This is a genomic window from Raoultibacter timonensis (assembly GCF_900240215.1).
Taxonomy (GTDB): domain Bacteria; phylum Actinomycetota; class Coriobacteriia; order Coriobacteriales; family Eggerthellaceae; genus Raoultibacter; species Raoultibacter timonensis.
The window spans coordinates 460,982-485,787 of sequence record NZ_LT964681.1 but is presented as its reverse complement, the minus strand read 5'-3'; the positions used below and the strand labels follow the sequence as shown (position 1 = coordinate 485,787).

18 protein-coding genes are annotated in these 24,806 nt (G+C 60.3%); 15 read left to right on the top strand and 3 right to left on the bottom strand.

The genetic code is table 11. The features are described 5' to 3' along the window. Positions 1–89 precede the first annotated feature (89 nt). From C1722_RS14205 to C1722_RS14135, 15 genes are all read left to right on the top strand, one after another. Positions 90–3,674 (top strand): cell wall-binding repeat-containing protein, encoded by a 3,585-nt coding sequence (locus tag C1722_RS14205; RefSeq protein ID WP_180995276.1) that lies wholly within the window; start codon positions 90–92, stop codon positions 3,672–3,674. 204 nt (positions 3,675–3,878) lie between these two features. Next, positions 3,879–4,802 carry a branched-chain amino acid transaminase gene (locus tag C1722_RS14200; protein ID WP_102380011.1) on the top strand — a complete coding sequence of 308 codons (924 nt, stop codon included), beginning with the start codon at positions 3,879–3,881 and terminating at the stop codon, positions 4,800–4,802. 158 nt (positions 4,803–4,960) lie between these two features. Next, complete coding sequence (gene cimA / locus C1722_RS14195; RefSeq protein ID WP_102380010.1) at positions 4,961–6,547, top strand: citramalate synthase; 1,587 nt, start codon at positions 4,961–4,963, stop codon at positions 6,545–6,547. Then, the gene (locus C1722_RS14190; RefSeq protein WP_102380009.1) at positions 6,548–6,841 is read left to right on the top strand and encodes a YerC/YecD family TrpR-related protein; all 294 of its coding nucleotides are present in this window, start codon (positions 6,548–6,550) and stop codon (positions 6,839–6,841) included. A 570-nt stretch (positions 6,842–7,411) separates the two neighbouring features. Next, positions 7,412–7,894: a helix-turn-helix domain-containing protein gene (locus C1722_RS14185; RefSeq protein WP_102380008.1), complete on the top strand. Its 483-nt coding sequence runs from the start codon at positions 7,412–7,414 to the stop codon at positions 7,892–7,894. Between the two features lie 18 nt (positions 7,895–7,912). Next, positions 7,913–9,430 (top strand): PTS sugar transporter subunit IIC, encoded by a 1,518-nt coding sequence (locus C1722_RS14180; protein WP_425319385.1) that lies wholly within the window; start codon positions 7,913–7,915, stop codon positions 9,428–9,430. A gap of 283 nt (positions 9,431–9,713) precedes the next feature. Further along, entirely contained in the window at positions 9,714–13,991 is a 4,278-nt protein-coding gene (locus tag C1722_RS14175; RefSeq protein ID WP_180995275.1) for a collagen binding domain-containing protein, read from the top strand. Between the two features lie 162 nt (positions 13,992–14,153). Next, positions 14,154–16,415 (top strand): Ig-like domain-containing protein, encoded by a 2,262-nt coding sequence (locus C1722_RS14170; RefSeq protein WP_219724321.1) that lies wholly within the window; start codon positions 14,154–14,156, stop codon positions 16,413–16,415. 348 nt (positions 16,416–16,763) lie between these two features. Then, positions 16,764–17,465 carry an alkaline shock response membrane anchor protein AmaP gene (gene amaP, locus C1722_RS14165; protein WP_102380005.1) on the top strand — a complete coding sequence of 234 codons (702 nt, stop codon included), beginning with the start codon at positions 16,764–16,766 and terminating at the stop codon, positions 17,463–17,465. A 10-nt stretch (positions 17,466–17,475) separates the two neighbouring features. After that, positions 17,476–17,880 carry a DUF2273 domain-containing protein gene (locus C1722_RS14160; RefSeq protein WP_180995274.1) on the top strand — a complete coding sequence of 135 codons (405 nt, stop codon included), beginning with the start codon at positions 17,476–17,478 and terminating at the stop codon, positions 17,878–17,880. Positions 17,881–17,913: 33 nt separating this feature from the next. Next, a complete protein-coding gene (locus C1722_RS14155) occupies positions 17,914–18,381 on the top strand; it encodes an Asp23/Gls24 family envelope stress response protein (RefSeq protein ID WP_102380003.1) in 468 nt (155 codons plus the stop codon). Between the two features lie 59 nt (positions 18,382–18,440). Further along, the gene (locus tag C1722_RS14150) at positions 18,441–18,620 is read left to right on the top strand and encodes a zinc ribbon-containing protein (RefSeq protein ID WP_279611970.1); all 180 of its coding nucleotides are present in this window, start codon (positions 18,441–18,443) and stop codon (positions 18,618–18,620) included. A gap of 158 nt (positions 18,621–18,778) precedes the next feature. Further along, the gene (locus tag C1722_RS14145; RefSeq protein WP_102380001.1) at positions 18,779–19,348 is read left to right on the top strand and encodes an NAD(P)H-dependent oxidoreductase; all 570 of its coding nucleotides are present in this window, start codon (positions 18,779–18,781) and stop codon (positions 19,346–19,348) included. Then, positions 19,345–20,616, top strand: coding sequence for an HD-GYP domain-containing protein (locus tag C1722_RS14140; RefSeq protein WP_244902595.1), 1,272 nt, complete (start codon positions 19,345–19,347; stop codon positions 20,614–20,616). The genes C1722_RS14145 and C1722_RS14140 overlap by 4 nt, the downstream gene beginning before the upstream one ends. Positions 20,617–20,666: 50 nt before the next feature. After that, positions 20,667–21,224, top strand: coding sequence for a cysteine hydrolase family protein (locus tag C1722_RS14135; protein WP_102380000.1), 558 nt, complete (start codon positions 20,667–20,669; stop codon positions 21,222–21,224). 125 nt (positions 21,225–21,349) lie between these two features. Here the strand turns inward: C1722_RS14135 and C1722_RS14130 are convergent, their stop codons facing one another. From C1722_RS14130 to C1722_RS14120, 3 genes are all read right to left on the bottom strand, one after another. Beyond that, a complete protein-coding gene (locus C1722_RS14130) occupies positions 21,350–22,027 on the bottom strand; it encodes an NUDIX hydrolase (RefSeq protein ID WP_102379999.1) in 678 nt (225 codons plus the stop codon). 8 nt (positions 22,028–22,035) lie between these two features. Beyond that, entirely contained in the window at positions 22,036–22,788 is a 753-nt protein-coding gene (locus C1722_RS14125; protein WP_102379998.1) for an NAD-dependent protein deacylase, read from the bottom strand. A gap of 200 nt (positions 22,789–22,988) precedes the next feature. After that, a complete protein-coding gene (locus C1722_RS14120) occupies positions 22,989–24,662 on the bottom strand; it encodes an FAD-dependent oxidoreductase (RefSeq protein ID WP_102379997.1) in 1,674 nt (557 codons plus the stop codon). Between the last annotated feature and the right edge of the window lie 144 nt (positions 24,663–24,806).

Genomic DNA, 24,806 nt, shown 5'->3' with positions numbered 1-24,806 from the left:
GGCTCGCGCAAGAGCGATCTTTTCGCCGACGGACATGGTGCTGTCGGCTGATGGATGCCAATGACGATTCGGAATCTGAAAGGGAAGCAATGAACAGGAAAACGGTTTCATCATCAAGAGCATTGCGCTTGGTTGTCGCTGCAATGCTCGCACTTGGGCTCGCGCCCGGGTTCGGTCTCATTTCGCCTCCGCATGCGAAAGCGGATGATGCCGATAGCGTTTCTTCAATTCGGCCGGGAGACTCAGCCGATGCTCTCGCCGACGCTGATGCAGATCGGGCAGGGGGTGCCGAAGGCGGACAGGATGCCGCTTCGGGAGAAGGCGCAGCAGAAGAGGATGCATCTGCGGATGTCGGGGATTCCTCTTTCGAGGATGGCGCGGTTGCCGCAGAAGTGCTTGATATCGACGGCGAGGCCGAAGACGAGGGAATCGAGCTCTTGGCCGGAGCGGAAATCGACCTTTCTTCGCTTGCTGCCAACAGCACGATCGCGATCGACGGAACCAACGCCGTCGTCGGAGGCGCGACAACGGCTCACGATGGCACGGTTACGCTCAAGGGATCTTCTTCCTCATCCGATGCGGTCGTAACGGTGGCGTCTGACTTCCAAGGAACCATCGTGCTCGACGCCGTCAACCTCGAAAAGACCGACGCGTCGAGCATTGCGATCCAAGCTGGGGCGGTTGTCGATCTCAAGGTGCGAGGATCGGCAAACAGCATCAAGAACACCGCGACCTCGGCCACCCGAAGCTATGCGGTGATCTCGGTTCCCGCTGGGGCGACGCTCACCGTCTCCGGCGAAACCGGTGCGGACGATGATGTTCTGGCGGTCGAGGCCACCCATATCCGCGCGAACAGCTCGGCGGCCATATTCACTACAGGGGCAACCATCGGCAGCGCAGGAAACACCGATTCGGGTCCGATCACGATCGAGAACGTAGCGCTTTTGGTCGACGCCCGCGTGGAGAACACCGATACGGCAACCACCATGTATCCCGGCGCGGGATTCAGGGGCGCCATCATCGGCTCGGGGTACATCGGCGTTTCGGGCGAAATCCTCGTGAGCGATGCCGTCGTCGACATTGCGGCGACTCCGGTCGTTGCGGGCTCCAAGGCTGCCGGCAGCGTGAACGGTGCGCTCATCGGCTCGGGCAGCGGCAACACATCGAATTATACCGACATCCCCGTCACGTCGGGCGACATCACCATCGAACGCTCCGAGGTGACGGCTGTCGCGAAGGCGGCCCAAGGCTCGAATACCGGCGCTATCATCGGGTCGGGCGCTTACGGGTCTGCTGGGGGCACGATCCTTCTGGCCGATAGCGCCGTCAAGGCGGTATCGGGATCGAGCGGCACGGCATACGGCGCCGCTATCGGCTCGGGGCGTTACGGCAGCGTCGCTGACATCGAGATCGACGGGGGCGATGTGTTCGCCGTCGTCGAGGCGTCGCAGGGAACCTACGGTGCGGGCATCGGCTCGGGCGAGGGCAAGGATACGACCACGAACCGCGTGTCGGTCGGCTCCATCCTGATCGACGGCAATCCGACGGTCGTCGCCTCGTCGCAGGTGCCGCGCGACAGCGCCACAACCCTGTTCGATACGGGGCTCGGCCTGCCCGTTCCCGCATCGGAATCCACTTCGGGCGCCGGCATCGGCGGCGGCAAGGATACCGATCTAACGTCGCTTATCATCAACTCGGGTACGATCAAGGCCGCGTGCCTAGCGAGCTCCGCCTCGGGTGGCGGGTTCGCGTTCGGCCCCGGCATCGGCGCCGGCGGCCGTTACAGCTCGGGCAAGGGCGGCGTGCTCGGGAACCTGACGATCAACGGCGGCTTCATCGAGGCCACCTCCAACGGCTGGACCTCGAACTCCCACGCCATCGGCGCGGGCGACGGCAGCAACCTGAACAAAGGCGTCGTGACCATCAACGGAGGTACGGTGGTGGCGAAGTCCAAGCCGTTCAGCCCCACGGTGAGCAACGGCCGCGCCGGCATCGGAGCCGAGCAGGTGATCATCAACGGCGGATCGGTGTTCTCCGAATACGGCAACCGTCGGGATACCGATATCATCGGATACGGGCAGAGCAACTGGAAGAACAGCCAGGGCGAAAACGTGTTCCCGAGCATCCTCACGGTGGGTGTTGCTTCTGCTGCGGTGACGGCTGGATCGGTTGACGGCGTCGCCTGCGCAACGACTCCGAGCGTGGGCGTGTACGGCATCAACGACGTGATCACCAACGCCGATGGTGAAGTGATACTCTGGTTCCCCGAGACGGCAACCGACGTCGAGGGCTCCGTCGAGCTGACGGCGTTCGATGGCACCGATTCCAAGGACTACGCGATCGACTACGTGCGCAACAGCTCCGTTGATAGGAACTACTTCGATCCGTCGAGCTGGAACGCGTACCGCCCGGCTCCGATGAGCCAGTACGTGACCGTTTCCTTCGTTACCAACACCGCTCAAACGGTTGCCGATGCGCGCGTGGAGGCGGGGGCGTCGGTGACCGAGCCGACCGGTCTTACCAAAGACGATCAGGTGCTCGAAGGTTGGTATACCGATGCGGGCTTTACGGCCAAATGGAACTTCGCTGATCCGGTAACCGCGGCCATGACCCTGCATGCGAAGTGGGAGGATCCGAGCCCCGACGTGTTGACCATAGCGCGCCTCTTCGGCGCCGACCGTTTCACCACCTCGAAACAAGTGGCAACGTACGGGCGCGACATCGCCACCGAAAAGACCCTGATCGTTGCATCGGGCGACGATCAGCACTTCCCCGATGCCCTTGCGGCAAGCTCCCTTTCGGGCGCTCGCGGCAATGCGCCGATCGTTTTGACCCAGCCCGATTACCTGGGCGATGCGGCTCGGTCGGTGGTGGAGGCTGCGCACGCGGTCGAGAAGATATACATCATCGGAAGCGTATACTCGGTGTCGGCCGAGGTGGAATCTGCACTGGGCGCAATCCATCCTGAGGCAGAGATCGTTCGTTTAGGCGGAGCCGCCCGTCAGCAAACGGCCGAGTTGATCTACGAGGAAGTCGGAGCGTCCGCATCGAAGACGGCGATCCTTGCGCGTTCCATGGATTTCCCCGATTCGCTCTCGGTCTCCTCATGGGCGGCGGCTACGAAGAGCCCGGTGTTCTTGAGCTCGTTCGACGAGCAGTCCTTCAACCGATCCACGGTAGACGCCATTGCTGCAGGCGGCTTTGATCGCGTGCTCGTACTCGGCGACGAGAATGCCATTCCCCAATCGGCCGTCGATGAGGTGCGCAACGCGGCGGGGCTCGCCCCCGGCGATGCGATTCGCCTTGGCGGAGCCGATCGCATCGAGACATCCCTGCTCATTGCAGAATGGGCAACCGATCCGGCGCGCGATCCTTCCGAACGCCTGTCGTTTGACAACCTTGCCATCACCCGCTCCGATAAGCATTCCGATGCGCTTGCAGGCGGAGCGCTCCAGGGGATGCACGGGTCGGTCGTGCTCCTTACGTCAACGAGTGCGGTCCATCAGGGCGTCCTTGAGAAGATAGAGGCTGCCTCGGGCGACATCGCCGAGATCCGCTTCTTCGGTGACGAATACTCCGTTGCTCTCGACGTGGCGAAAGCCTACATCAAGGCGATTCCCTGCGATGAATACGCGTGGAAACCCGATAGTTCGGTGATATTCGATCTGGATTAGCAACGCGAGCGTCGGCAACGCATGGGCCGGCTGGCATACGCAACGAGGCGCGCCGTTACGGCGCGCCTCTGCATGCAGCAGCCGAATCTGTGCCTTTCGTTGAAAAATCCTCCCGCTGCCAGAAAACTCCTCTCGCTTTAGCCGATTGGAGTACAATGAACAGATTCATTAACCAGCACGAACGGCGAGAGGAAAGGGTGCGCGATGGCTGATATAACACCAGTCGATTACATCTGGAAGAACGGCGAGATGGTGCCGTGGGCTGAGGCCAATACGCATATTCTGTCGCACTCGCTGCACTACGGATCGGGCGTATTCGAGGGCATTCGCTGCTATCAGGATCCCGATAGCAAGAAGAGCTACGTATTCCGCCTGCGCGACCATATGGAACGCCTGCATCGCAGCTGCAAGATGGTTTTGATCGACCTTCCCTATACGGTCGACGAGCTGTGCGATGCCGCCGTCGAGCTCATCCGCAAGAACAACCTTCCGGCCTGCTACATCCGCCCGATCGTGTACCGCGGCTACGGCGTGATGGGGGTCGACCCCACGGGCGCCACCGTCGACGTTGCCATCGCAGTGTGGCCGTGGGACAGCTACCTCGGCGAAGATGCCCTCGACAACGGCGTTGCCGTAGGCGTGTCGTCGTGGCGTCAGCGTTCGAACAACGCCATCCCCCCGGCGATCAAGGCCACGGCGTCGTACATGAACTCGATCCTTGCGAAGCTCGAAGCCAAGCAGCATGGTTACGTCGAGGCCATCATGCTCAACGAGGCCGGACTCGTATGCGAGGGCACGGGAGAGAACCTGTTCATCGTGCGCGACGGCATCCTTTCCACGCCGCCGCTATCCGACGGTCTGCTCGAGGGCATCACGCGCGACACGGTGCTGTGCCTGGCCGACGATCTCGAGATCCCTTCGGTAGAGGAGAGCCTGACCCGTTCGGACCTCTACATTGCCGACGAGGTGTTCATGACCGGCTCCGCTGCGGAGCTTACCCCCATCGGCAGCGTGGACGGCCGTGTTGTCGGCAAGCCCGGCGAGATCACGCGCTCCCTCCAGAAGCGCTTCTTCGATCTCGTGTACGGCCGTATCGAGGAATACGCCGACTGGCTGACCGAGATTTAGCATACGCCGCATTGCAGGGCGAAACCGCTTCCGTACCGCTTCGGCGGATTGCGCCAAGCGGTTTCGCCTTTCGCTATGAGGAGGCCTGCGCCGCTCAGGGCGCGGACGGTCTTCCGAACGAACCCGATCCCTGCGATCCGAAAAGGAGCGAAGCCGTAATGGACCAGCGAATACTGACATACGACAGCACGCTACGAGACGGGGAGCAGAGCGAGGGCATTACGCTCTCGCTTGAGGACAAGCTGCGCATCGTCGAGCGGCTCGATGCGTTCGGAATCGATTTCATCGAGGGCGGTTATCCGGCTTCCAACCCCAAAGATATTGCGTTTTTCAAGCGCGTGCAGGACATGGGTCTCAAGCATGCAAAGATCGCCGCTTTTGGTTCGACCTGCAAGAAGGACACCGCTCCCGAAGACGATAAGGGCCTTGCCGACCTGCTCGGCAGCGGGGCACCCATCGTTACCATCGTGGGCAAAACGTGGGATGAGCAGGTAACCCGTGCGCTGCTCACGTCGCTTGATGAGAACCTCCGCATGATCGGCGAATCGGTTGCCTACCTCAAATCCAAGGGCGTGAGCGTCGTCTTCGATGCGGAGCATTTCTTCGACGGCTACAAAGCGAACGCCGAGTATGCCATGGCGTGCGTGCGTGCGGCCAGCGCCGCTGGGGCCGATTCGATCGACCTGTGCGAGACCAACGGGGGAGCGTTGCCCTTCGAGGTTGAAAAGATCGTCCGCGCCGTCGTGCGGGAGCTTCCCGGCCAGCAGATAGGCATCCATTGCCACAACGATACCGGCTGCGCGGTAGCCAGCACGCTTGCGGCCGTGCAAGCGGGCGCAACGCAGGTGCAGGGCACCGTCAACGGTTTCGGTGAACGCGTGGGCAACTGCGATATCCTCACCACCATCGCCGATCTTGAACTTAAGATGGGGCGTTCGACCGTGGGTCCGGATAACCTGCGCCAGCTGACGGCCGTTTCGCAGTTTGTAGCGGAAACGTGCAACATGGCTGTGCCGACCCACCACCCCTACACGGGCGCTTCGGCGTTCGCGCACAAGGGCGGACTCCATGCGAGTGCCATTGCACGGTTCCCCGAAGCCTACGAACACGCCGATCCCGAGCTGGTGGGCAACACGACCCGCATGCTGGTGAGCGAGCTCGCAGGCAAGGCATCGCTCGTGGCCAAGGCGAAAAGCCTCGGCATCGATCTGTCCGATAAGCCCGAAAAGACCCAAGAGATTCTCGACACCATCAAAAAACGCGAGCACGAGGGCTATTCCTATGAAGTGGCCGACGGTTCGCTCTGCATGCTCCTCCAGGCGATTCTCGGCAATTTCAAGCCGCATTTCCGCTTGGAGAGCTTCCGTGTGATCGTCGACGACTACGAGGACTCGGGGGCGCGTGCGAAAGACGCTATGAGCGAGGCGACCATTAAGATCCACGTCGGCGACCACCGCTTCGTAGCGACCGGCGAAGGCACCGGCCCTGTAGGCGCGCTCGATACGGCGTTGCGCATGGCGATCACCGAGTTCTACCCCGAGGTCGCGGGAATCGAGCTGGTGGACTTCAAGGTGCGCATCCTCGACGAGAACGTGGGCACCGATGCCATCACCCGCGTCGTCATCACCTCGCGCGATGCGCACGGCGTATGGGGAACGATCGGCGTTTCCGAGAACATCATCGAGGCCTCGTGGAACGCGCTCGTCGATTCGGTAGAGTACGGCCTGATGAGAATGGGAAGGTAAATGAGCGATCTCAGAACACCCGAGGTTGACAACCTCGCCTTCGCCCTTGCGAAGCTCGACGATCCCGACATCATCTTCGCGCTCCTCGAGGACATGTGCACGATCCGCGAGATCAAGGAGACGTCGCAGCGGCTCGACGTTGCCCGACTGCTTGCGGCGGGCAAGTCATACTCGGCGATCGAGCAGATCACCGGCGCGTCGGCAACGACGATCGCCCGCGTCTCGAAATGCCTCTCGTACGGATCGGGGGGCTATGCGGCCGCCTTGGCCATTCTCGAAGAGAAGAACGCCTGATTAGCGGAGGCGCAATCCCGGTATACGACCTGCACCGAGGGGTTCGTAGCCCGATCGGCAGCCACGCGGTCTTCGGGGTCTGTCGGTGCCCGTTGACGGTTGGCGGATGTTTCGCTGCCTGAAAGCATGAATCCCCCTCAGTGTGTCCGAAGATGGCAGAAAACAAAGGATTTTCGTCGCGTCGTAAGGTCGGCCGAAGGAAAGTGCATCTCTGGCGCGTCGCTGATCTGGAAGATCAAGCCGCTTGGATGCGGCTGGCTTGTCCGCAAATCAAAAGTCGCTTCGCGACGACGAAAAACAGCGGTTTTCTGCCGCGGATGCGACACGTTGCCGTCAGACGTTCGCCTGCGGACCTCGAAGGCATACGCTCGATGCGGTAGGCACGATTTCAAGTTCTGCCTGTATTATGTTTATCATACCCCGCATAAACATAATAACTTCCATATATGCGAAAATTCTCAATGTTGGTAATTAATTATATATTCTGGTACGGAATGCCGCCCGAATGCGGTATATTTACTATAAATAAAGTATCAATTAAGGGTTTCCCTTCGGCGAGGGCGGTGGCAGGTGGCTGGTGGTCATAACGAATCGGTATACTATCGCGTGTTCGACGACGCGCTGGCTCTTTCCGAGAAAATCGAACAGATGGGCAGGAAACGGTTCGATGAACTGACCGGCAGGCAGGTTATGTTCCTTGCCATGATCCGCTCGTTCGAAGAGCGCCCCTCCCTGGGCGACATGGCCCGTAAAGCCCGCTGCTCCCACCAGAATGCGAAAACGGTGCTTGCCGCGCTTCACAAGAAGGGCTTTCTCGATTTTCGTCTTGACGAGCGCGATCAGCGCATTTTGCGCATCCATCTGACCGAGAAGGGCGAATCGGTGGGTGCGCGCGCTCTCGAAGAACTCGACAAACTCATCGACCGTATCGGGGAGAACATCGACCACAATGCCGCTGAGGCGTTCGCCGATGTGATCGCCGAGCTATCGGAGGCGTTCGGCGGCACGTTCTCGGCGATGGGCGAATCTCAGGATAGGGCTGAAACGTCGTAGCTGCGCTTCGGCGTTCAGATGTCCGACAGACGGTTCGTCCGTTCGTCCCTTGCATTGCTCCGCCGCAGGGAAGCGAATGCGCCCGACGCCCTGAACCGGCATGCATTCCGCGATACAATGGTCTCTCGACTGCAAAGCATGGCATGCGTCCGATTCCGTCGGGCGACACCGATCATGCGCGATGCCGTGCGGCGGATGCCGCGTGAGGGAGAGACCACCATGACCATATCGACGGTGCGTTCGGCAGCGCTCGGCGCTGCAGCGCGATCCGATTCTGCCCGTTGCGCAACAAGCGCCGACGCCGATGTTGCGAGCGATGCGCATCAAAACGGGCAGGGCGGCAAGGTCAAGCGGTTTCTCGCCCGCAAGAACATCGAGATATCGCCCAAACGCTACGGCGTCGACGCCCTGTCCGCCATGGCGCAGGGGCTGTTCGCCTCGCTGCTCATAGGTACGATCCTCTCCACCGTCGGCGAGCAGGCCGGTATCGGAGCGCTCGTGACCATCGGGGGTTTCGCCAAGGCGGCGACGGGCTTCGCCATGGCGGTGTCCATCGGGTTCGCGCTCCAGTGTCCGCCGCTCGTGCTGTTCTCGCTTGCTGCGGTCGGCGGCGCGGCCAACGAGCTCGGGGGTGCAGGTGGCCCGCTCGCCGTATTGGTCGTATGCATATTCGCAGCCGAGGCGGGCAAAGCCGTATCGGGGGAGACCAAGATCGACATTCTCGTCACGCCTATCGTGACGATCGGAGTCGGAGTCGGCCTCTCCTTGTGGTGGGCGCCCGCAATCGGAGCTGCGGCGAGTGCGGTCGGCGGTGCCATCATGTGGGCCACCGATCTGCAGCCGTTTCTCATGGGGCTTATCGTTTCGGTCCTCGTGGGCGTTGCGCTGACGCTGCCCATCAGCTCGGCGGCCATCTGCGCGGCGCTGAGCTTGACGGGTTTGGCTGGCGGGGCTGCGGTTGCGGGGTGCTGCGCGCAGATGATCGGCTTTGCGGTCATGAGCTTTCGCGAAAACGGTGTTGGCGGGCTCGTCGCCCAAGGCATTGGCACTTCGATGCTCCAGATGGGCAACATCGTGAAGAACCCGCGCATCTGGATTCCCCCGACTGTTGCGGCGGCCATCACGGGCCCGCTTGCCACATGCGTGTTCGGTTTGCAGATGAACGGCCCTGCCGTAGCGTCGGGCATGGGTACCTGCGGGCTCGTCGGTCAGATCGGCGTCTATACCGGATGGGTGAACGATGTGGCGGCTGGGCGCAAGCCGGGCCTCCCGGCCGTCGCGTGGGCGGGGGCCCGGGNGAACGGCCCTGCCGTAGCGTCGGGCATGGGTACCTGCGGGCTCGTCGGTCAGATCGGCGTCTATACCGGATGGGTGAACGATGTGGCGGCTGGACTCAAGCCGGCCATCACGGCCTTCGATTGGGCGGGGCTCGTGCTCATCTGCTTCGTGCTGCCTGCCGTGCTTGCGTGGGCGACCGGTCTTCTGCTCAGGCGCTTCGGCTGGATCAAGCCGGGCGATCTCAAACTCGATCTGTAGGCGAGCGAACCTTTCTCGCGCACCGCACGTACACCGTATGCACCGTGCGATCGGATCAGGGTCGCGCGTATGCACTCGCTTTGCTGCGCCCGACGCGAATGCCGCGCCCATTGGAAGCTCCAGGCGGATACGGCGACGAAGGTAAATGATCGGTCCCGATACGGTATCGTTGAAGTAACAATACGCTAATAGCCCGTCATCGGTTAACGAACGCCACGTTGATTGCTCAACGAAAACACCATCATGGAACCATGATACTAATCAACCGTTGATGGAGGTTGTTGTGAAACCCCGTACGAAAAAAAGCCTGCTCGCATACTTGATGGCAGCGCTGCTGGCGATCAATATCGTCCCGCTGTCCGCGTTCGCCTCAGGCGATGGGCAGACCGAACCAACTACCATAGAGCCCACCCAAGCGGTAGGCGAACAGCAGGGTGCCGTCTTGGGCCAACCTGCGGCCACTCCAGGCGAAGGCGATCCTGCCAACGATGCTTTAGCCGGTAATCCGAGCGAAGGCGATGCGGCGGGTTCTGATACCGAGGGCGCAGGCGAGGATGCGGCGGATAACTCCGGCTCCGATGCTCCAGACGGCCCAGACGCCGACGGCATGCTCGAAGGCACCGACATCCTGGAGGCTGGCGATAAAGGCGAAGCGTCTTCGAGCGAAGCGCTGCAAGGCGATGCCGTCGAGTTGCGCGATGGCAATCCGGTTGACATCAAGACGCTCTGGCCCGCAGGCACGCCCGATGCCGACCGCACGATCGTCGGCGGCATGACCGTCGATCTGACCGACGCGAGCGGCAATCCTCTTCCGCAGGGCCAGGATCCGACGATCGACTCTCGCATCCATATGATGTTCCCCCTGAAAGTACCTGCGACCGTGACCGCTCAGATCAAGGCGGGCGATACCTACTCGTTCGACTTGCCGAAGGATATCTCGATCGGCAAGGGCATCAACGATGTAGCTCTTGCCGACCCCGACGATCCGAGCGTCGTGTATGCGACGTTCAAAGTGACCCCCTCGGGTAAGGATGCGCCTGCGAAGGTGACCATCGCCTTCGCCGATGCGATAAACGGCCAAGGCGACGTCGAGGGGACGCTCGGCTTCTCGGGCGGCTTCAACGCCGAAACGATCGGCGAGCCGGGCAAGATCACGCTCGAAGTGCCGTACGAGAAGAACATTCCGCCGACGAGCATCACGATCACGCCGGCAACCGACAGCGACGTAGCGAAGGCGGGTTCCTTCGACCAGCCCACCAACCCCACGGCGGTTATCTGGTCGGTTGACGTGAACAAGAGCCTCAAGCAGATGACGAACGGCTCGGTGTCCGAGGAATTTCCCCAAGGGCTCACCTTTGCCGGCGTCGACGTGTACCAGGTGCCCGTCGATTTCTACGGCAACGTGGTGGGCGATGTAGGCAGTGCGGGCTGGATCAAACTCGACGCATCCGACTACATGGCATCATCCGACGGATCGACCGTCGCGCTCAATGCGCCGTACGATTCGACTGACAAGGCATACCGGTTCGTTTACCGCACGACCATCAACGAGGATGTGAAGCCTCAGACCGGCGGCGGCGTCTCGTTCACGAATACCGCCGTGCTCCACTCCGATGAGGCGGGAACGGCGGGCTTGCCGGCGCAGGCTAGCGTTTCTGCGCATTTCGGGAAGACGCTCGACAAGTCGGGCGCTACCTACGATCCTTCGACCCGTACCATTACGTGGAGGGTGCAGTACAACTACGGCGGCCATGCGATTCCTGCGGGCAGCGCGTGGGTCGAGGACATCTGCGACTACCCCGATCTCGAGTACGTCGACGGGTCGGTGACGGTGCAGAAGATGAAGTTCGACAGCCAGGGCAAGGCGGTGGTCGACAGCGACATAATCGAAGGCGCTGAAGTCGGCAGGTTTACCTTTTCCAACAATCCCGACGAGCACCGCATCAGGGTCGATCTTAACGGCGGCGTGGATTACCCCGTACTTGTGACGTACAAGACGAAGGTGACGAGCGTTGTCGATTCCAACAAGACGTATGTGAACACGGCTCTTACCGAGGGCACGCCCCCGCCGGTCGCCCACGACAGCATCACGATCGGGCAGCATAACATCATCAAGCGGATGAAGCATGCTGATCTGGACGCGAAGACCCTCACGTGGTCCATCGACATCAACACGAGCCGCTATGAGATGCAGGATTTCCGTCTGACCGATTCGCTCGTGCTCGGGCTCTCGCATACGATAGCCGACTCGGGGGCGATCGTCGTATACGACAAGACCGCCGGCACAACGGTTCCTGAAGTGCAATCGTTCGGCGAAGACGGATACCTCCTATTCCTCTCGACCGATGCAAACGGCAACCACATCGGGTTCAACATGCAGTTCACGGGCGCGTACGCCAAGACCGACCACGCATTCGAAGTGGAGTACACGACGAAGTACGATGCAATGCGCAATCCCCCCGACGGAAGCCAGACGTTCATCAACAGCGCGGCTTCGACGTGGGAGGATGCAGACGGCACGACGCATACCAACGACTACACGGCAACGTATCGACCCACGCCGCCCGACGGTTCGAACGGCATGAAGTCGGGATCGTACAACGCCGTCGAAAAGAGGATCACCTGGAGCGTTCTCGTCAACTACGCGCGAACCGGCTTGTTGAACGCATCGATCAAAGATGCGATCCTGCCGGGGCAAACGTATGTCGACGGGTCGCTCAAAATCTATCCGTACACGATTCGATCGAACGGTTCCACCGTCAAGGGCACCGAACTGACACCTGAACAGATGGCGAAATTCGACATCGATCTTCCGGGCGAGGGCAACAACCAAACCCTTACGGTCGGATTCCCCGACGGAGACAACCTGTACTGGATCGAGTTCGACACCTCGGTTTCGGGAACGGTCATCGCGGCCACGTACGACAATACGGCAATACTTCACAACGAGGCTGAAACTTCCGGCGACATATCGCTCTCGGCAAAGGTGTCGGTGAAGCATGGGGGTTCGCTCGTCGAAAAGAGCGGTATCCAGGATGCGGATGGCTACGCCTCGTGGAACCTGACGGTGAACCCCGCGAACTCGACGCTTTCCGACGTGCTCGTTACCGATACGCCATCGAGCAATCAATCGGTTGATCTCGATTCGCTTGTCGTAAACGGAACAACGGTGGATGCAGCGGGCAATTTGACCGTCGATCCTCAAGCCGTACTCAAGAAGGATACGGATTACACGGTCGATTACGTGCAAGACGGTACGGGACAATGGCAGCTCAAGATCGCCTTTGCGAACACGATCGAAAGCGCGTACGTGATCAGCTACCGCGCAACGGTCTACGCTGATTCGAACAACCCCATGAGTCAAACGACCAATACGGCGAAGATCACGGGCACCAACAAGATCGAGGTGGACGACAACACGACGAGCAGCGTGCTCGTTGAGCTGAACAAGGGCGAAGGCGTTCTGAAAGGGACGCGCAAAGATCTCGTCATCCACAAGGTGGATGCGGACGGCGCGAACCTCGCCGGAGCGAAGTTCCAGCTGTTCAACGCGAACGGCCAGCCCGTCGGCGGCGTCGCTCAAAGCGACGAGAACGGTACCATAACCTATGCGGGCATCGTGACGGGAACGTACACGCTCAAAGAAGTCGAACCCGCACCGGGATACACTATGAGCGAGGAGCTGGCGAACGGGATCGAAATCGAGCTCAAAGCCGATTCGACTCCCTTCGAACTCGAGAACGATCTGACCGAGGTAAGCATGGTGAAGCAGAATGCCGACGGCGATCCCGTTGCCGGAGCCAAGTTCGCGCTCGAGCGGTTTGACGGTTCGTCGTGGACTGCGGTCGCCGATCTTCCTGCCCCGCTCGATCTCGAGTCGGCGGCAGACGGCTCGATCGTCATCCGAGGGCTCGAACCCGGCCATTACCGCTTGAGCGAGATCGAAGCGCCGTATCCTTACGTGCTCGGAGAGCCGCTGGAGTTCGATGTTTCCTATCGCAGCGACAGCGCCAAGATCGTCGATCCCCTCGTTTTACCCCCGTACGTGAACGAGCGCTTCGCAGGCGAGCTCCGTATCCTTAAAACCGACACGGATGGCAATCCGCTTGCAGGTGCCGAGTTCGAGATTCAAGATACGATGGGCGCCATCGTGGAGGAAGGCATCATGACCGATGCCGATGGCCGCGCAACGGTAACGGGGCTTGCCGAGGGATCGTACAGCCTTATCGAGACCAAAGCGCCTCAGGGTTACAAGCTCGATTGGACGCCCCATGCGTTCGAGGTCGCGTACAGCCAAGGGGGCCAGACGATAGAGATTACGCTGGAAAACGAGCTTGAGCCCGCAACGCCGAAACCTCCCGAGCCGAGCCCGAAAACGCCCGAACCGCCGACACCTCAATCGCCGGAAACCCCGCAGGTTCCCAAGGCGCTCGCGCAAACGGGCGATCGGGCCTGGGTGCTCGGTCCGGCAACACTTGCGGGTCTTGCTGCGGTGGGAGTGCTCGGCATGCTGGTTGCGATCATCCTCCGCAGGCGCTCGGCTCGGGGCGAAGGCAGATAAGCCTGTACGACGATAGAACGGGGAAACGCCGGCATGCAAGCGCGTGCCGGCGTTTTTTCGCGCGCTTCAATCCGAAGTTGGAAGTTATTTAGTAATAACTTCCTTAATTTGAAAAATCATGCTATCCTACGTAAGTTATTACACTCTATCGAAAGGGATGCCATGGTTTTCGACACCGCCTTTTCGAGATTCGCCAAGCCTGTTCTTACGTTTATCGTGGCAGCGTGTGCGGCTTTTCTCTTAATGGTTCTTCCCCCGACGGCGCATGCGACGGTGATGCTCGACGGAAGCGCCCCCGAAACGCTGGCCGATGCTGGCAGCAACGAGATGTTCAACAAGCGCGAATATCGCGAGTCGACCATTCCGTACGCAGCTGAGAACCGCGCGTACTACCTGATCACGCAGGATCCGATCTACGCCGCCTACGGGCCCGACGAAACGACGACCGTATCCTATGGCGGACAGGATTTCACCGCTCGAATAATCTACTGCGAGGATGGCCTGTTCAATTCAGGCGGCGGCCTCACGGGGGCGGGCGGGCTTCTGAGCGGCCGCGTCTATCCGGCTGAGGGTGTGACCATCTTCGTCGAGGGCGGCACGTTCCACAACCAGCACGTGAACAACTACACGGCGCTAACGGGCCCCAACCTTGCCATCGTCGGCCTCGCCGATCCGAGCGGATCGAATCCCGCGGTATTCACCAAGGCCCCGCGCACATCGACTCCGGGCCTCGAGCGGTATCTGGTCAACGATGCGAACGTACGCTACGAGAACCTCGTGTTCGACGGTCAGAACAACGGCATGTCCTCTGCGAGCAGCCGCGGCCACTACGTGATCTCCGTTAGCGCGGGGGACAAGCCCTTCTATATGAAGAACTGCACGATCAAGAACTTCGGATCGTCCAACAACCGCTCGGCCATCAACACGGTGCTCGCCAACACGGGGCAGGTGAACCTTGAGGACATCACGATCGACAACGTGAAGACGAGCGGTGCGTACGCTTACTTGCAGCTCAATGCGGGAACCAACGTCAACGTCGGCAAGATCACCTTCCTCAACGCGAACTCGACCAAGCGCCTGTACTTCGATCACACGACCGCTGCAACGGTGGGCCAACTGCGTCAGGGCGACGCCGCCTTCAAGGGTCCGCTCGTCACCGACGATGCCAGCAACTACATCACGGTGAGAAGCTATTCGCTCGGCAACCTCACGGTGCCCGCCGAGTACCGCTATGCGGTCATGAACACGAGCACGAGCACGTATACCACCGATACGATCAAGATATACAATTCGCTTTCCGCCATTCCCGACAACGTGGCGTATCCGATCTACGACATCGTCGACAAGTCGTGGATCGTGCGATCGGGCAGTGCCTACAAGTCGGTCGAATCGCAGCTTGCTGGCATCAATACCGTGCTGACGAGGGTGGCCCAGCCCTATCCAGCCGACACGACGACGATGGATGCGAGGTCGGGCCGCGGTTGGACTACGAAGGCCTATATCCGAATCGTCGCCGACGAAAACGGTGTTGTTCCTTCGTTCGACGTCCCGGCTTTTTCAGCCACGTTTTGCGACACGGCCGACCCCTACGTGCTCATCAGGGCGGCCGGCGATGCGTCGACGCCCTTTGCCGGCGCTCTTGCGGAGGCGGATCTTGTGCCGTTCGGCAAGGACAGCCTTGTTGAGATGGATGCCGTTTCGGCCGACAAGGTGAAATTCTACGGCATTGACTTTCACGGAATCGATCCCGTTGCGGAAAACAACCCGCAGCTCACGCTTGAGCGAGTGCATACGGGCATCGCTGCCCAATCGATCGATCCGGTGATCGCGGGCGCGAGCGACGCATCGTTTGCGGCTTGCCGCTTTACCGGTTTGGTGAACGATCTTACCGTTACGGCACCTGCGCTCGAATCGAACAAAGCGACTGTCGAGCTGAAAGACGGCTCGTTCTCGGCTGCTGCCGAGCCGGGAAACGTGTTCGCTTCGCAGGGTACGGTGCTGCCCGCAACCGAGACGGTGTTCGCCGACGACCCGACGCTTGCGTGGGAATCGAGCGATCCGAGCGTGGCGACCGTCGATCCGGCAACGGGCGAGGTTACGCCCCTTGCGGTGGGAACGACGACGATTACCGCGAGGGCCACCGATGCGCACAACGCCGGCGAGCTTGAGAAGCCCGCAGCGTCTTTCGAGCTCGAAGTGCTCGATACGCCCGATCCGCCCGATCCGGTGGATCCGCCCGAAAACCCCGACCCTGAGGATCCGGGCGACACTCCCAAGCCCATCGACACCTCGCCGAAGGATACGCCGAAGAAGGGCATCCCCCAGGTGGGCGATCCGCTCGGTGCGGTTTCTGCCGCAGTGCTCGCTGTCCTTGCGGGCCTGAGTGCGATCGCGATCTTCGCGAGGAAACGGCAACGCGGATAGCCGATCGGTTCACTTCAGCCCGAACCGCACGAAGCCGAGCTAAAGCAACCTTAACCGAACTTAACCGAACCAGACCGAACCAGACCGAACCGAGCCCCGTCGCGCGAGCCTATGCGCGGCGGGGTTCTTTGCGCTCAGTTGTCGTGCTCGAAACGCTCCCGCAACGGGCGCAGTACGGCGCAATAACGGTGAGATCACCAACGTTACAGCAGATCAAGGGGAATATTTCGAATCACGTAAAGCTCTTTATTCCGATTATATAACTGATAAAGTAATTGATATCAAACACATCATCTAACCGCAGCCGAGAGCTTTCGGGCTTTCGGTTCGAAGAGAAAAGAGGACGGTATGGGAACGATCAAACGCATGGCGCTGTTTGTGTTCGCCATGGCGACTATACTCGGTGTCGGCTTTCTTGCGATGCTCTGGTTCGCCTGGGATCCGGTTATGCCGGCGATCGGTTGGCTTGCAGGCCAGCAGTGGTTCTTCATCGTCGAGGCCGTACTGCTCGGCATCGTGCTCGTCGGTACGATCGCCTTGCTCGTGTGGGCGATCGCGGCTCCGAGAACGTCGTCGAGACTGCGCATCGAACGCGAAGACGGCGAAGTCGACATCTCGCGCGATGCGATAGTCTCGACGGCGCGCAATACCATCGAAGCCCATCGGGGGCTTGCCGCCAAGGACGTTCGCATGAAGATCGTCGGCAAGCGCGATCCGAAACTGCGCCTGCGCATCAAGGTGGATCCCGGTCGCAGCGGCATGCTGGAACAGCTGGGCACTACGCTCACCAACGAGGTGACGACCGCGGTGAACGCGCTGACGGGGCACCCGCTCGACAGGCTGCGCATCTCCTTCACCAAGGTCGAATCGGCTTACGCGGCCAAGGGCGCAGGAGCTGCGTCGGTGCAATCGTATCAGCCCCAACAGCCCCAACAGCCTGCCCGAGCTCCGCATCCCGCGCGCGTTCTGACTGCGGAGGAAATGGCGGATGAGGCGGTCGCCGGTTCCGAGGGAGCATCCCTTAACACGGCTGCCGCAATGGCGAGATAGGAGGTTTTCCATGGCACAAACAGCAACATGGGCGCCGTCTTCGGCGGCTCCGTCAACCCAGACGATGCCCGATCGGTTCGGATACCCCGACACCTCGCTGGCGCCCGATCTGAAGAGCGCCGATACGGTGCAGAAGTTATCGGCGCCGCAGGAAGCGCCTGCAGAGCAGGAGCGCAACGAGGAAATGTTCCCCAATGCGAAGCGGGCATGGTTCTCTTATTACCGAGCGCACCGCAACCAGGTTGTCTGCGCTTCGGTCGGCCTGCTTTTAGCGGCGGGTTTTCTCATCATCGGTTTTTGGCCAACCCTGCTTTTGGCAGTGTTCATATCCGCAGGCGTTCTGTACGGGCGCTACAAAGACGGCGACCGCAGAACGGCTGCCACCGTCAAAAGCATCATCGATCGGTTGGATTAAGGCATAGGCAATCATCCGTGAAAGGAGTCAGCAATGACACAGGAAGCAACGAGCACCGTGAACACCGCGAACAACACCATGAACCCGAGCGGGGGAGCCGCATCGTCAGCCGAACCTGACTACAAGCTCGTTATCGACGAGGTAGTTGTCGAGAAGATCGCGGCGTATGCGACGCAGAAGATCGACGGCATCGTCGAGATGAAGGGCAATCTGCTCTCCACCATCCAGGAGGGTCTCGGCGGCAACGACCGCACCAAGGGGGTCAACGCCGACGTCGAAGACGACGAGCGCGTTTCGGTCGATCTCTCGGTCATCCTCGAGTACGGCAAATCGGCCGTCGAGGTGTTCGACCGCATCAAGAAGGTCGTCGGCAAGAGCATCAAGGAAATGACCGGCCTCGACGTCGAGGAGATGACCGTGCATGTGGTCGATGTCATGACTCGCGACGAGTACAGGCAGAAGCAGGGTGGTAACGACAAGCCCCAAAGCGCGGCGGCGTAGCCCGGCAAGGCAAACCCAGCGTCGGGTTCGCCTCGGCGCTTTTCGATACCGGACCCCGTCTGAGGGCGGGGTCCGTCCAAAGAAAGGAGAACACCATGGTGTACAAAACCGGAGAGAAGCCCGGAAAGGGATCGTATAGGTGCCTGAATTGCGGGCAAGTCGTCGAGCTGAAAAGCGATGATGATCAATTGCCCCCATGCCCGAACTGCCATCACGAAGAATTCGAGAAGATAGCATAGGCTTCGGCGGATCGAAAAAACTCGGCAAAACGCTCCTGCACCCAACGGTTGCAGGAGCGTTTTTGCCTTCGAGCACCGACTCGCGCAACCGCCGTTCTGTTATGATAGGCGCATAAGAGATCCGCCGCCTTGGGCGGCTTTACTTTCTAGGGGGTTTCATGTCAACGATCCTGTTTGTCAACGCCTGCATGAGGGGCGAGAAGTCGCGTACGCTCAAGCTGTGCCGCGAATACCTCGCCGAAAAGGAAAATGTCGTCGAAGTCGATCTGGGGAAGCTCGCTCTTGTGCCGTTTGACGGCGAAGCGGCTGGTCGCCGAGCCGATCTGCAGAAGGCGGGAGCGTGGGACGATCCCGTGTTCGACCTCGCAAAGCAGTTTGCCGCGGCCGATGAGATCGTTATCGGGGCGCCGTATTGGGATCTGTCGTTTCCTGCTGCGCTCAAGACGTACATCGAGTACGTTTCGGTTTGCGACATCGCATTCCACTACAGCGAACAGGGGAGGGCCGAGGGCTTGTGCAAGGCGAAATCGCTCACCTACATCACCTCGTGCGGCGGTTTCGTCGAGGGGGCGAATTTCGGATACGAGTACCTTAGCGGCATTGCGACCATGTTCGGCATTCCCGAAACGCGTTTCGTTGCAGCGGAGGGTCTCGACGTTGTCGAGCTTGATGTGGAAACCCAGATGGCGAAAGCGTCGAAGACCATTGCCAAGTTGAACGGCCGATGAGCACAAGCGCTTCGGTTGCTGGGAGCACGCCCCAATCGCTCGCTGTTGCCGTTATGGTGCAGCGAGCGCTCAACCTTGTCGACGTGCGGTTGGTCGATCATGGGTTACGTGTGGCGGTGTACGTTGACGCGATGCTCGACCTCGATCGTTCGCTCGGGCCGGAAGATCGCCGCGATGCGTTTCTGATCGCGCTGTTCCACGATATCGGGGCGTACCGGACCGAAGAGATCGATCGCATGGTCGACTTCGAAACCGAAACGGTATGGGAGCATTCGGCATACGGATACTTGTTCCTCAGAGAACTCTCCCCTCTCTCCCGTATGGCCGAAGCGGTTCTCTACCACCATGCACCCTGCGATGCGTTCGATGGGGTCGAACCGACGATCGCCCATGTAGCCAAAATCCTCCATGTTGCGGATCGGGCCGATGTGTTTGCCCTTGAGTTCCCCGATGCTTCTCGCCAAAAGCTGCATGCGCGCCTCAGGCAGGGTGCGGGGCATCTGCTCGACTCAGAGGCTGTCGAGCTGTTCTGCGCTGCGGACGAGGTGTTTGACCTGGAGAGCCGCATAGCTGAGAACGCAAGCGTCGGGCGAGCTCTTGCCGCGTATCCCATCATCGATGTCGACGCCCCGTCCTTTCTCGAGATGCTCGTGCACGTGATTGATTTTCGAAGCCGGCATACCGTTGCCCACACGATGACGACGGCGCAAATCGCTTTTTCCCTTGCGCTTCGACTCGGTCTTGCCGACGAGGATCTCGGCGCCATCTACAATGGGGGATTGGTCCACGACCTCGGCAAGATCGGCGTTCCCCTTGAAATACTCGAGAAGCCCGGCAAGCTTACGGAAGCCGAGCAGGCGATCATGCGAATCCACGTCGAACTTACCGAGCGCATCATCGACGGATGCGTATGCCCTCAAGTTGCCCGCATCGCGCTTCGGCATCACGAAAAGCTCGACGGGTCGGGCTACCCCCATGGGCTGGCCGCCTCCGATCTGACCGAGCTCGAACGCATCGTTGCGGTGGCCGATATCGTGAGTGCGCTTGCGGGCACCAGGAGCTACAAGGAGGCGTACGGCAGAAAACGCGTAGTCTCGATCGTAGGCGATATGGCAAGCGAGGGATTGATCGACCGCACGGTAGCATCGGTGCTCATCGGCGAATACGATGCCATTATGGAAGAAGTGAGGCACGTTTGCGCGCCGATCATGTCCGCGTACGAACGCATTCAAGAGGAGTATGGTACCCTTATCGCCAAGCTGGTCTGACGGCTGGCGTGAAGGTACCGGATCGTTTTGAGCGCGTATAAGGAACGGGCATGAAGAAACTGCTGATAGTTGTTGATTACCAAAATGATTTCGTCGATGGGGCGTTGGGCTTTTCCGGAGCTGAGATGCTCGACGAACGCATCGCTGCCAAGATCGACGCCTACCGCGAGGCCGGCGATGAGATTGCCTTTACCCTCGACATGCACGGGCGCGACTACCTCGATACGCTCGAGGGAGCCAATCTGCCCGTCGAGCATTGCATCGAAGGAACGCCGGGCGCCGAACTTTTCGGTATGGTCGCCGAGCGGGTAAAGGCGTGCGATCCGGTATTCGAAAAGCCGACGTTCGGCTCGAAGGAGCTGTTCGGCCGTCTTGTCGCCATGCAGAAGGTTGCCGACGAGGTGGGTACGAAGCCGTTCGAAAGCATCGAGTTCGTGGGGCTCGTTTCAAACATCTGCGTGATTGCGAATGCGGTCCTTGCCAAGACGGCATGCCCCGAAGTGCCGATCATCGTCGATGCCGCATGTACCGATTCGTTCGATAAAGAGTTGCAAGACAAAGCATTCGACGTGATGGAAGGCCTGCATATCCAGGTGATAAACCGCTAGGCGGCCGATGGGAATCGGGTAGCTTCCTTGCGGGCGCACCGCCGCACGGCATTCCGATGAGGGAACCCGGCATTGCGTAAAAACGGCCGCAGTACCGGGTCCTTCCGAAACCGGAGTACGCAGGCTCAGCAGCGCTGCAAAGCGTCGCGTGCATCGCGGGCGAACGATTCCAGAATGAGCTGGCATCGCGTTCCGATCGGGGTCTCGTTCTCTTCGAGAAAGCGCGCCGCATCGGCGATGGGCAGCGTAAACACTTCGATGAACTCCGAGGGTTCCGGCTCGGGATCGCTTTGCTTTTCGACGAAGGCGAACACGACCTGAACGCTCTCTTCCGAAAGCCCCGTCGACGAATAACCGGCTTGGGGCAGCGCGTGAAACTTCGGTTTCCCATCGATGAGATGGAATCCGTATCCCGTTTCTTCGCGAAGCTCTCGCTCAAGGCAGTCTTCGAGATCTTCGCCCGCCTCGATAAGGCCTGCGGGAAAGGCGATGCACCAGCTGTTCAGCGGATAGCGGAACTCGCGAATGAGCACGAGCTCGTTATCGGGCGTGCGGCCCACGATGCAGATGGCATCGGCTTGCTGCTCTCCCGATCCTGCGCGTTCGAGCTCCCGTCGATAGGTTTCGGCGTTTTTGCGGGAAACCGATTCGTAGGAGTAGAGGCTCCCGTCGGGCATGGCATAGGTAAGCTCGTATTTCTTGATCCATCCGTCGCTCACTTGCTTGACGTCGTGCAGGATGGGCTGTGGGCGGCTTTCCCGATTGCTGGCGAGCGTCGGGGCGCCGATGGTTTCGTGCTGCATGAATCCTCCTAGAAATCGAATACGTCTCCAACGTTTGCAGCGATGCAGAGATCTGCCTGCCGATCGCGCGGGGTGGGAGAGCGGTTGACGATGACGAGGTGCGATCCGCGGAAATAGTCGATGAGGCCGGCTGCCGGATAGACCGCAAGCGAAGTACCGGCAACGACGAGCATACCCGCCTGCGCGATGGCTTCGATCGACGCCCGCAGCACGCGTTCGTCGAGCGGCTCTTCGTAGAGCACGACATCGGGCTTCACGATACCCGCGCACGCAGGGCAGCGGGGGATGCCGTCGTCATCGAGGGCGTGCAGGGTGAGCACCTCGTCTGCCGAATAGGACATTCCGCAGTTCATGCAATAATTGCGGAGCACGCTGCCGTGGAGTTCGCGAACGGCCTTGCTCCCTGCCGCCTGATGGAGCCCATCGATGTTCTGGGTGATCACAGCCCGTATAGTGCCCTCGCATTCGAGTTCGGCGAGCTTGCGATGAGCTTGGTTCGGCTCGGCATCGGTGAATACCATGCGGTTGCAGTAGAAGTCGAAGAACTCGGACGGATGCTCGTCGAAGAAGCTCCGGCTGATCATGGTTTCCGCGGGGTAAGGGTACTTCTGCGCGTACAGGCCGTCGGGGCTGCGGAAGTCGGGGATGCCGCTTTCGGTGGATACGCCCGCACCCCCGAAGAACACGACGCTGGCGGGCGGTGCTGCGGCAATCAGCTCCCTGAACCCTTCGATGGCCCGTTCCGTTTCGCTGTGCGCCATATATCCGTCCTTGCTTTCGCGGTGTTGCCGTATGAGCTACCGCTACCACTATACTCCGACGGCGCATCCGTGGCGATTCCGATGCGCGGATTGCGGGTTAACGGATAAAGGCAGGAAGGACGGCATCGCGTGCAATGCCGTCCTTCCTGGAAGTGCTGGGTGCGGTTTGGGCGTGCGTCTCGAGGCCCTTGCCCTAGCGGCTATTCGAGGCCCGCAAGCTGGCGTCCGACGAGGTAGCCGAACGTCATGCAGCGGCCGAGGCTGTTCCCTGCGAAGCGGGTACTGTACTGGTTGGCGTAAAAATCGCCTGCCGCCAACCCGATGGCGTACAGGCCCTCAAGCGGTTGATCTTCTGCGTCGAGTACTTCGCAGCGCGCATTGACGTGCAGTCCTCCCATAGAGGCAAGCGAGGCTGGGCATGTGTAGAACGTAGCGAAATAGGGGCCTGTCAGCTCATGGAGCTCCTCGGCCTTCTTATGGAACGCCTCGTCGACGCCTGCTGCGCAGTAGCCGTTGTACTCCTCGACTGTTTCGGCAAGTGCATCGGCGGGAAGGCCGTAAGCTACGGCGATCTCGTCGAGCGTGTCGGCTTTCATGAAGATGCCCTGTTCGACGAGTGCTTCCCACTTGGCAAGGAACTGCTCGGGCGTTGCCGTCCATGACGGATCGTCGGCTCGATACGATATGGCGGGCAGCTGTTCGGCGTACGCCGCGTTCCATAGAGCGCACATCTGGGCGCCCGGTTGATTGAACTGGGCGGCCGCCATATTCGATTGGCCGGCTGTTTCGTCGATGAAGCGCTTACCGAGCTTGTTGACCAGCACGTTCTTGATGCAGTTGGTCGATCCCCAGAACATCATAGGCGGATGGTCGCCGTTCGCCTGCATGGCTGCGCCCGCCCAAAGAGCCTGCTTGATGCCCGAGCCATCCCCCATGTTGAACAGAGGCACCTCGTCGCCGCACGGGTTGTTTGCGATGGTGGGGCAGAAGTGCGCGTGCATCTCCGGATCTTGATCGTAGGTTCCCGTGGCGATGACTACGCCCTTTGTTGCCGTGAACTTCTTGTACGAACCGTCGGCATCCGACGCTATGACGCCGATAATGCGCCCGGCTTCGTCTTTTACCAGCTGTTCGGACACATGCTTGAAATACACGTTCGCGCCTTTGGATTGAACGTGCTCGAGAAGCGCTTTGAGCAAATCGATTTCCGGAACGAAACCGAGGCCGAGATCTCCATTGTACGGATCGTTGTCGATGCCGTCAGTCGGCTCGTTTTCTCCGCCGATAAACAGAATCGTGCCTGGATAGATTTTCGTGATGGGCTCGTTGTCGGAATGCTGCAGCACCGGGTGCAGCCCGTACGGCTCAACGATTTCGGCGAACCAATCGGCCGCCTCGCCCGACCGTTTCGCCCACGTCCAAACAGCGTTTCCGTCAACTTTGTCGTTGGCTATATTGAGAAAGTCTTTCACCGCAAGCTCGACATCCACCTCCTGTCCAAGTTCGCGCTGCGCAGCGGAGTTGAACACGAAATGTGATCCGCCGTTGGCATTGAACGTATCGTTGCGCTCGAGCACAGCGACGGAAAGGCCGTTTTCGATTGCCGACGCGGCTGCGTAGGTGCCCGAAGCGCCGAGTCCGATGATGACGACGTCACTCTCGATGGTTTCGGTGACGCTTGCTTCGTCGATGTCTCCAGGATAGATCTCCCAAGAGTGCACGTCGTTCGAAGCCGTAGCAGCCGATTGGTTTCCAGAATCGCCCGAGCCCGAGGCTGCGGGCTGAGAGCAGCCGGCAAGGCCTGCCGTTGCCGCCAATGCTCCGGCGGCTATGCTTCCGGCAAGGAAGTGGCGTCGTGTGATATTCGTTTTCATGATTCCTCCCTATTCCCTGAATGATGTCCGCTGGGCGGACCGTTCGTACCGACCGTATCGTGCGGATGGAGGATCGGCTATCGGGGAGATGCCCTGATTTCCAATATCACGTGATTCACGTGATAAAGAAAACGTACTTGCATG

Coding starts and splice junctions, on each gene's coding strand:
- C1722_RS14205 (WP_180995276.1), top strand. CDS start 90: ATGAACAGGAAAACGGTTTCATCATCAAGAGCATTGCGCTTGGTTGTC.
- C1722_RS14200 (WP_102380011.1), top strand. CDS start 3,879: ATGGCTGATATAACACCAGTCGATTACATCTGGAAGAACGGCGAGATG.
- cimA (WP_102380010.1), top strand. CDS start 4,961: ATGGACCAGCGAATACTGACATACGACAGCACGCTACGAGACGGGGAG.
- C1722_RS14190 (WP_102380009.1), top strand. CDS start 6,548: ATGAGCGATCTCAGAACACCCGAGGTTGACAACCTCGCCTTCGCCCTT.
- C1722_RS14170 (WP_219724321.1), top strand. CDS start 14,154: ATGGTTTTCGACACCGCCTTTTCGAGATTCGCCAAGCCTGTTCTTACG.
- amaP (WP_102380005.1), top strand. CDS start 16,764: ATGGGAACGATCAAACGCATGGCGCTGTTTGTGTTCGCCATGGCGACT.
- C1722_RS14160 (WP_180995274.1), top strand. CDS start 17,476: ATGGCACAAACAGCAACATGGGCGCCGTCTTCGGCGGCTCCGTCAACC.
- C1722_RS14155 (WP_102380003.1), top strand. CDS start 17,914: ATGACACAGGAAGCAACGAGCACCGTGAACACCGCGAACAACACCATG.
- C1722_RS14145 (WP_102380001.1), top strand. CDS start 18,779: ATGTCAACGATCCTGTTTGTCAACGCCTGCATGAGGGGCGAGAAGTCG.
- C1722_RS14140 (WP_244902595.1), top strand. CDS start 19,345: ATGAGCACAAGCGCTTCGGTTGCTGGGAGCACGCCCCAATCGCTCGCT.
- C1722_RS14135 (WP_102380000.1), top strand. CDS start 20,667: ATGAAGAAACTGCTGATAGTTGTTGATTACCAAAATGATTTCGTCGAT.
- C1722_RS14130 (WP_102379999.1), bottom strand. CDS start 22,027: ATGCAGCACGAAACCATCGGCGCCCCGACGCTCGCCAGCAATCGGGAA.
- C1722_RS14125 (WP_102379998.1), bottom strand. CDS start 22,788: ATGGCGCACAGCGAAACGGAACGGGCCATCGAAGGGTTCAGGGAGCTG.
- C1722_RS14120 (WP_102379997.1), bottom strand. CDS start 24,662: ATGAAAACGAATATCACACGACGCCACTTCCTTGCCGGAAGCATAGCC.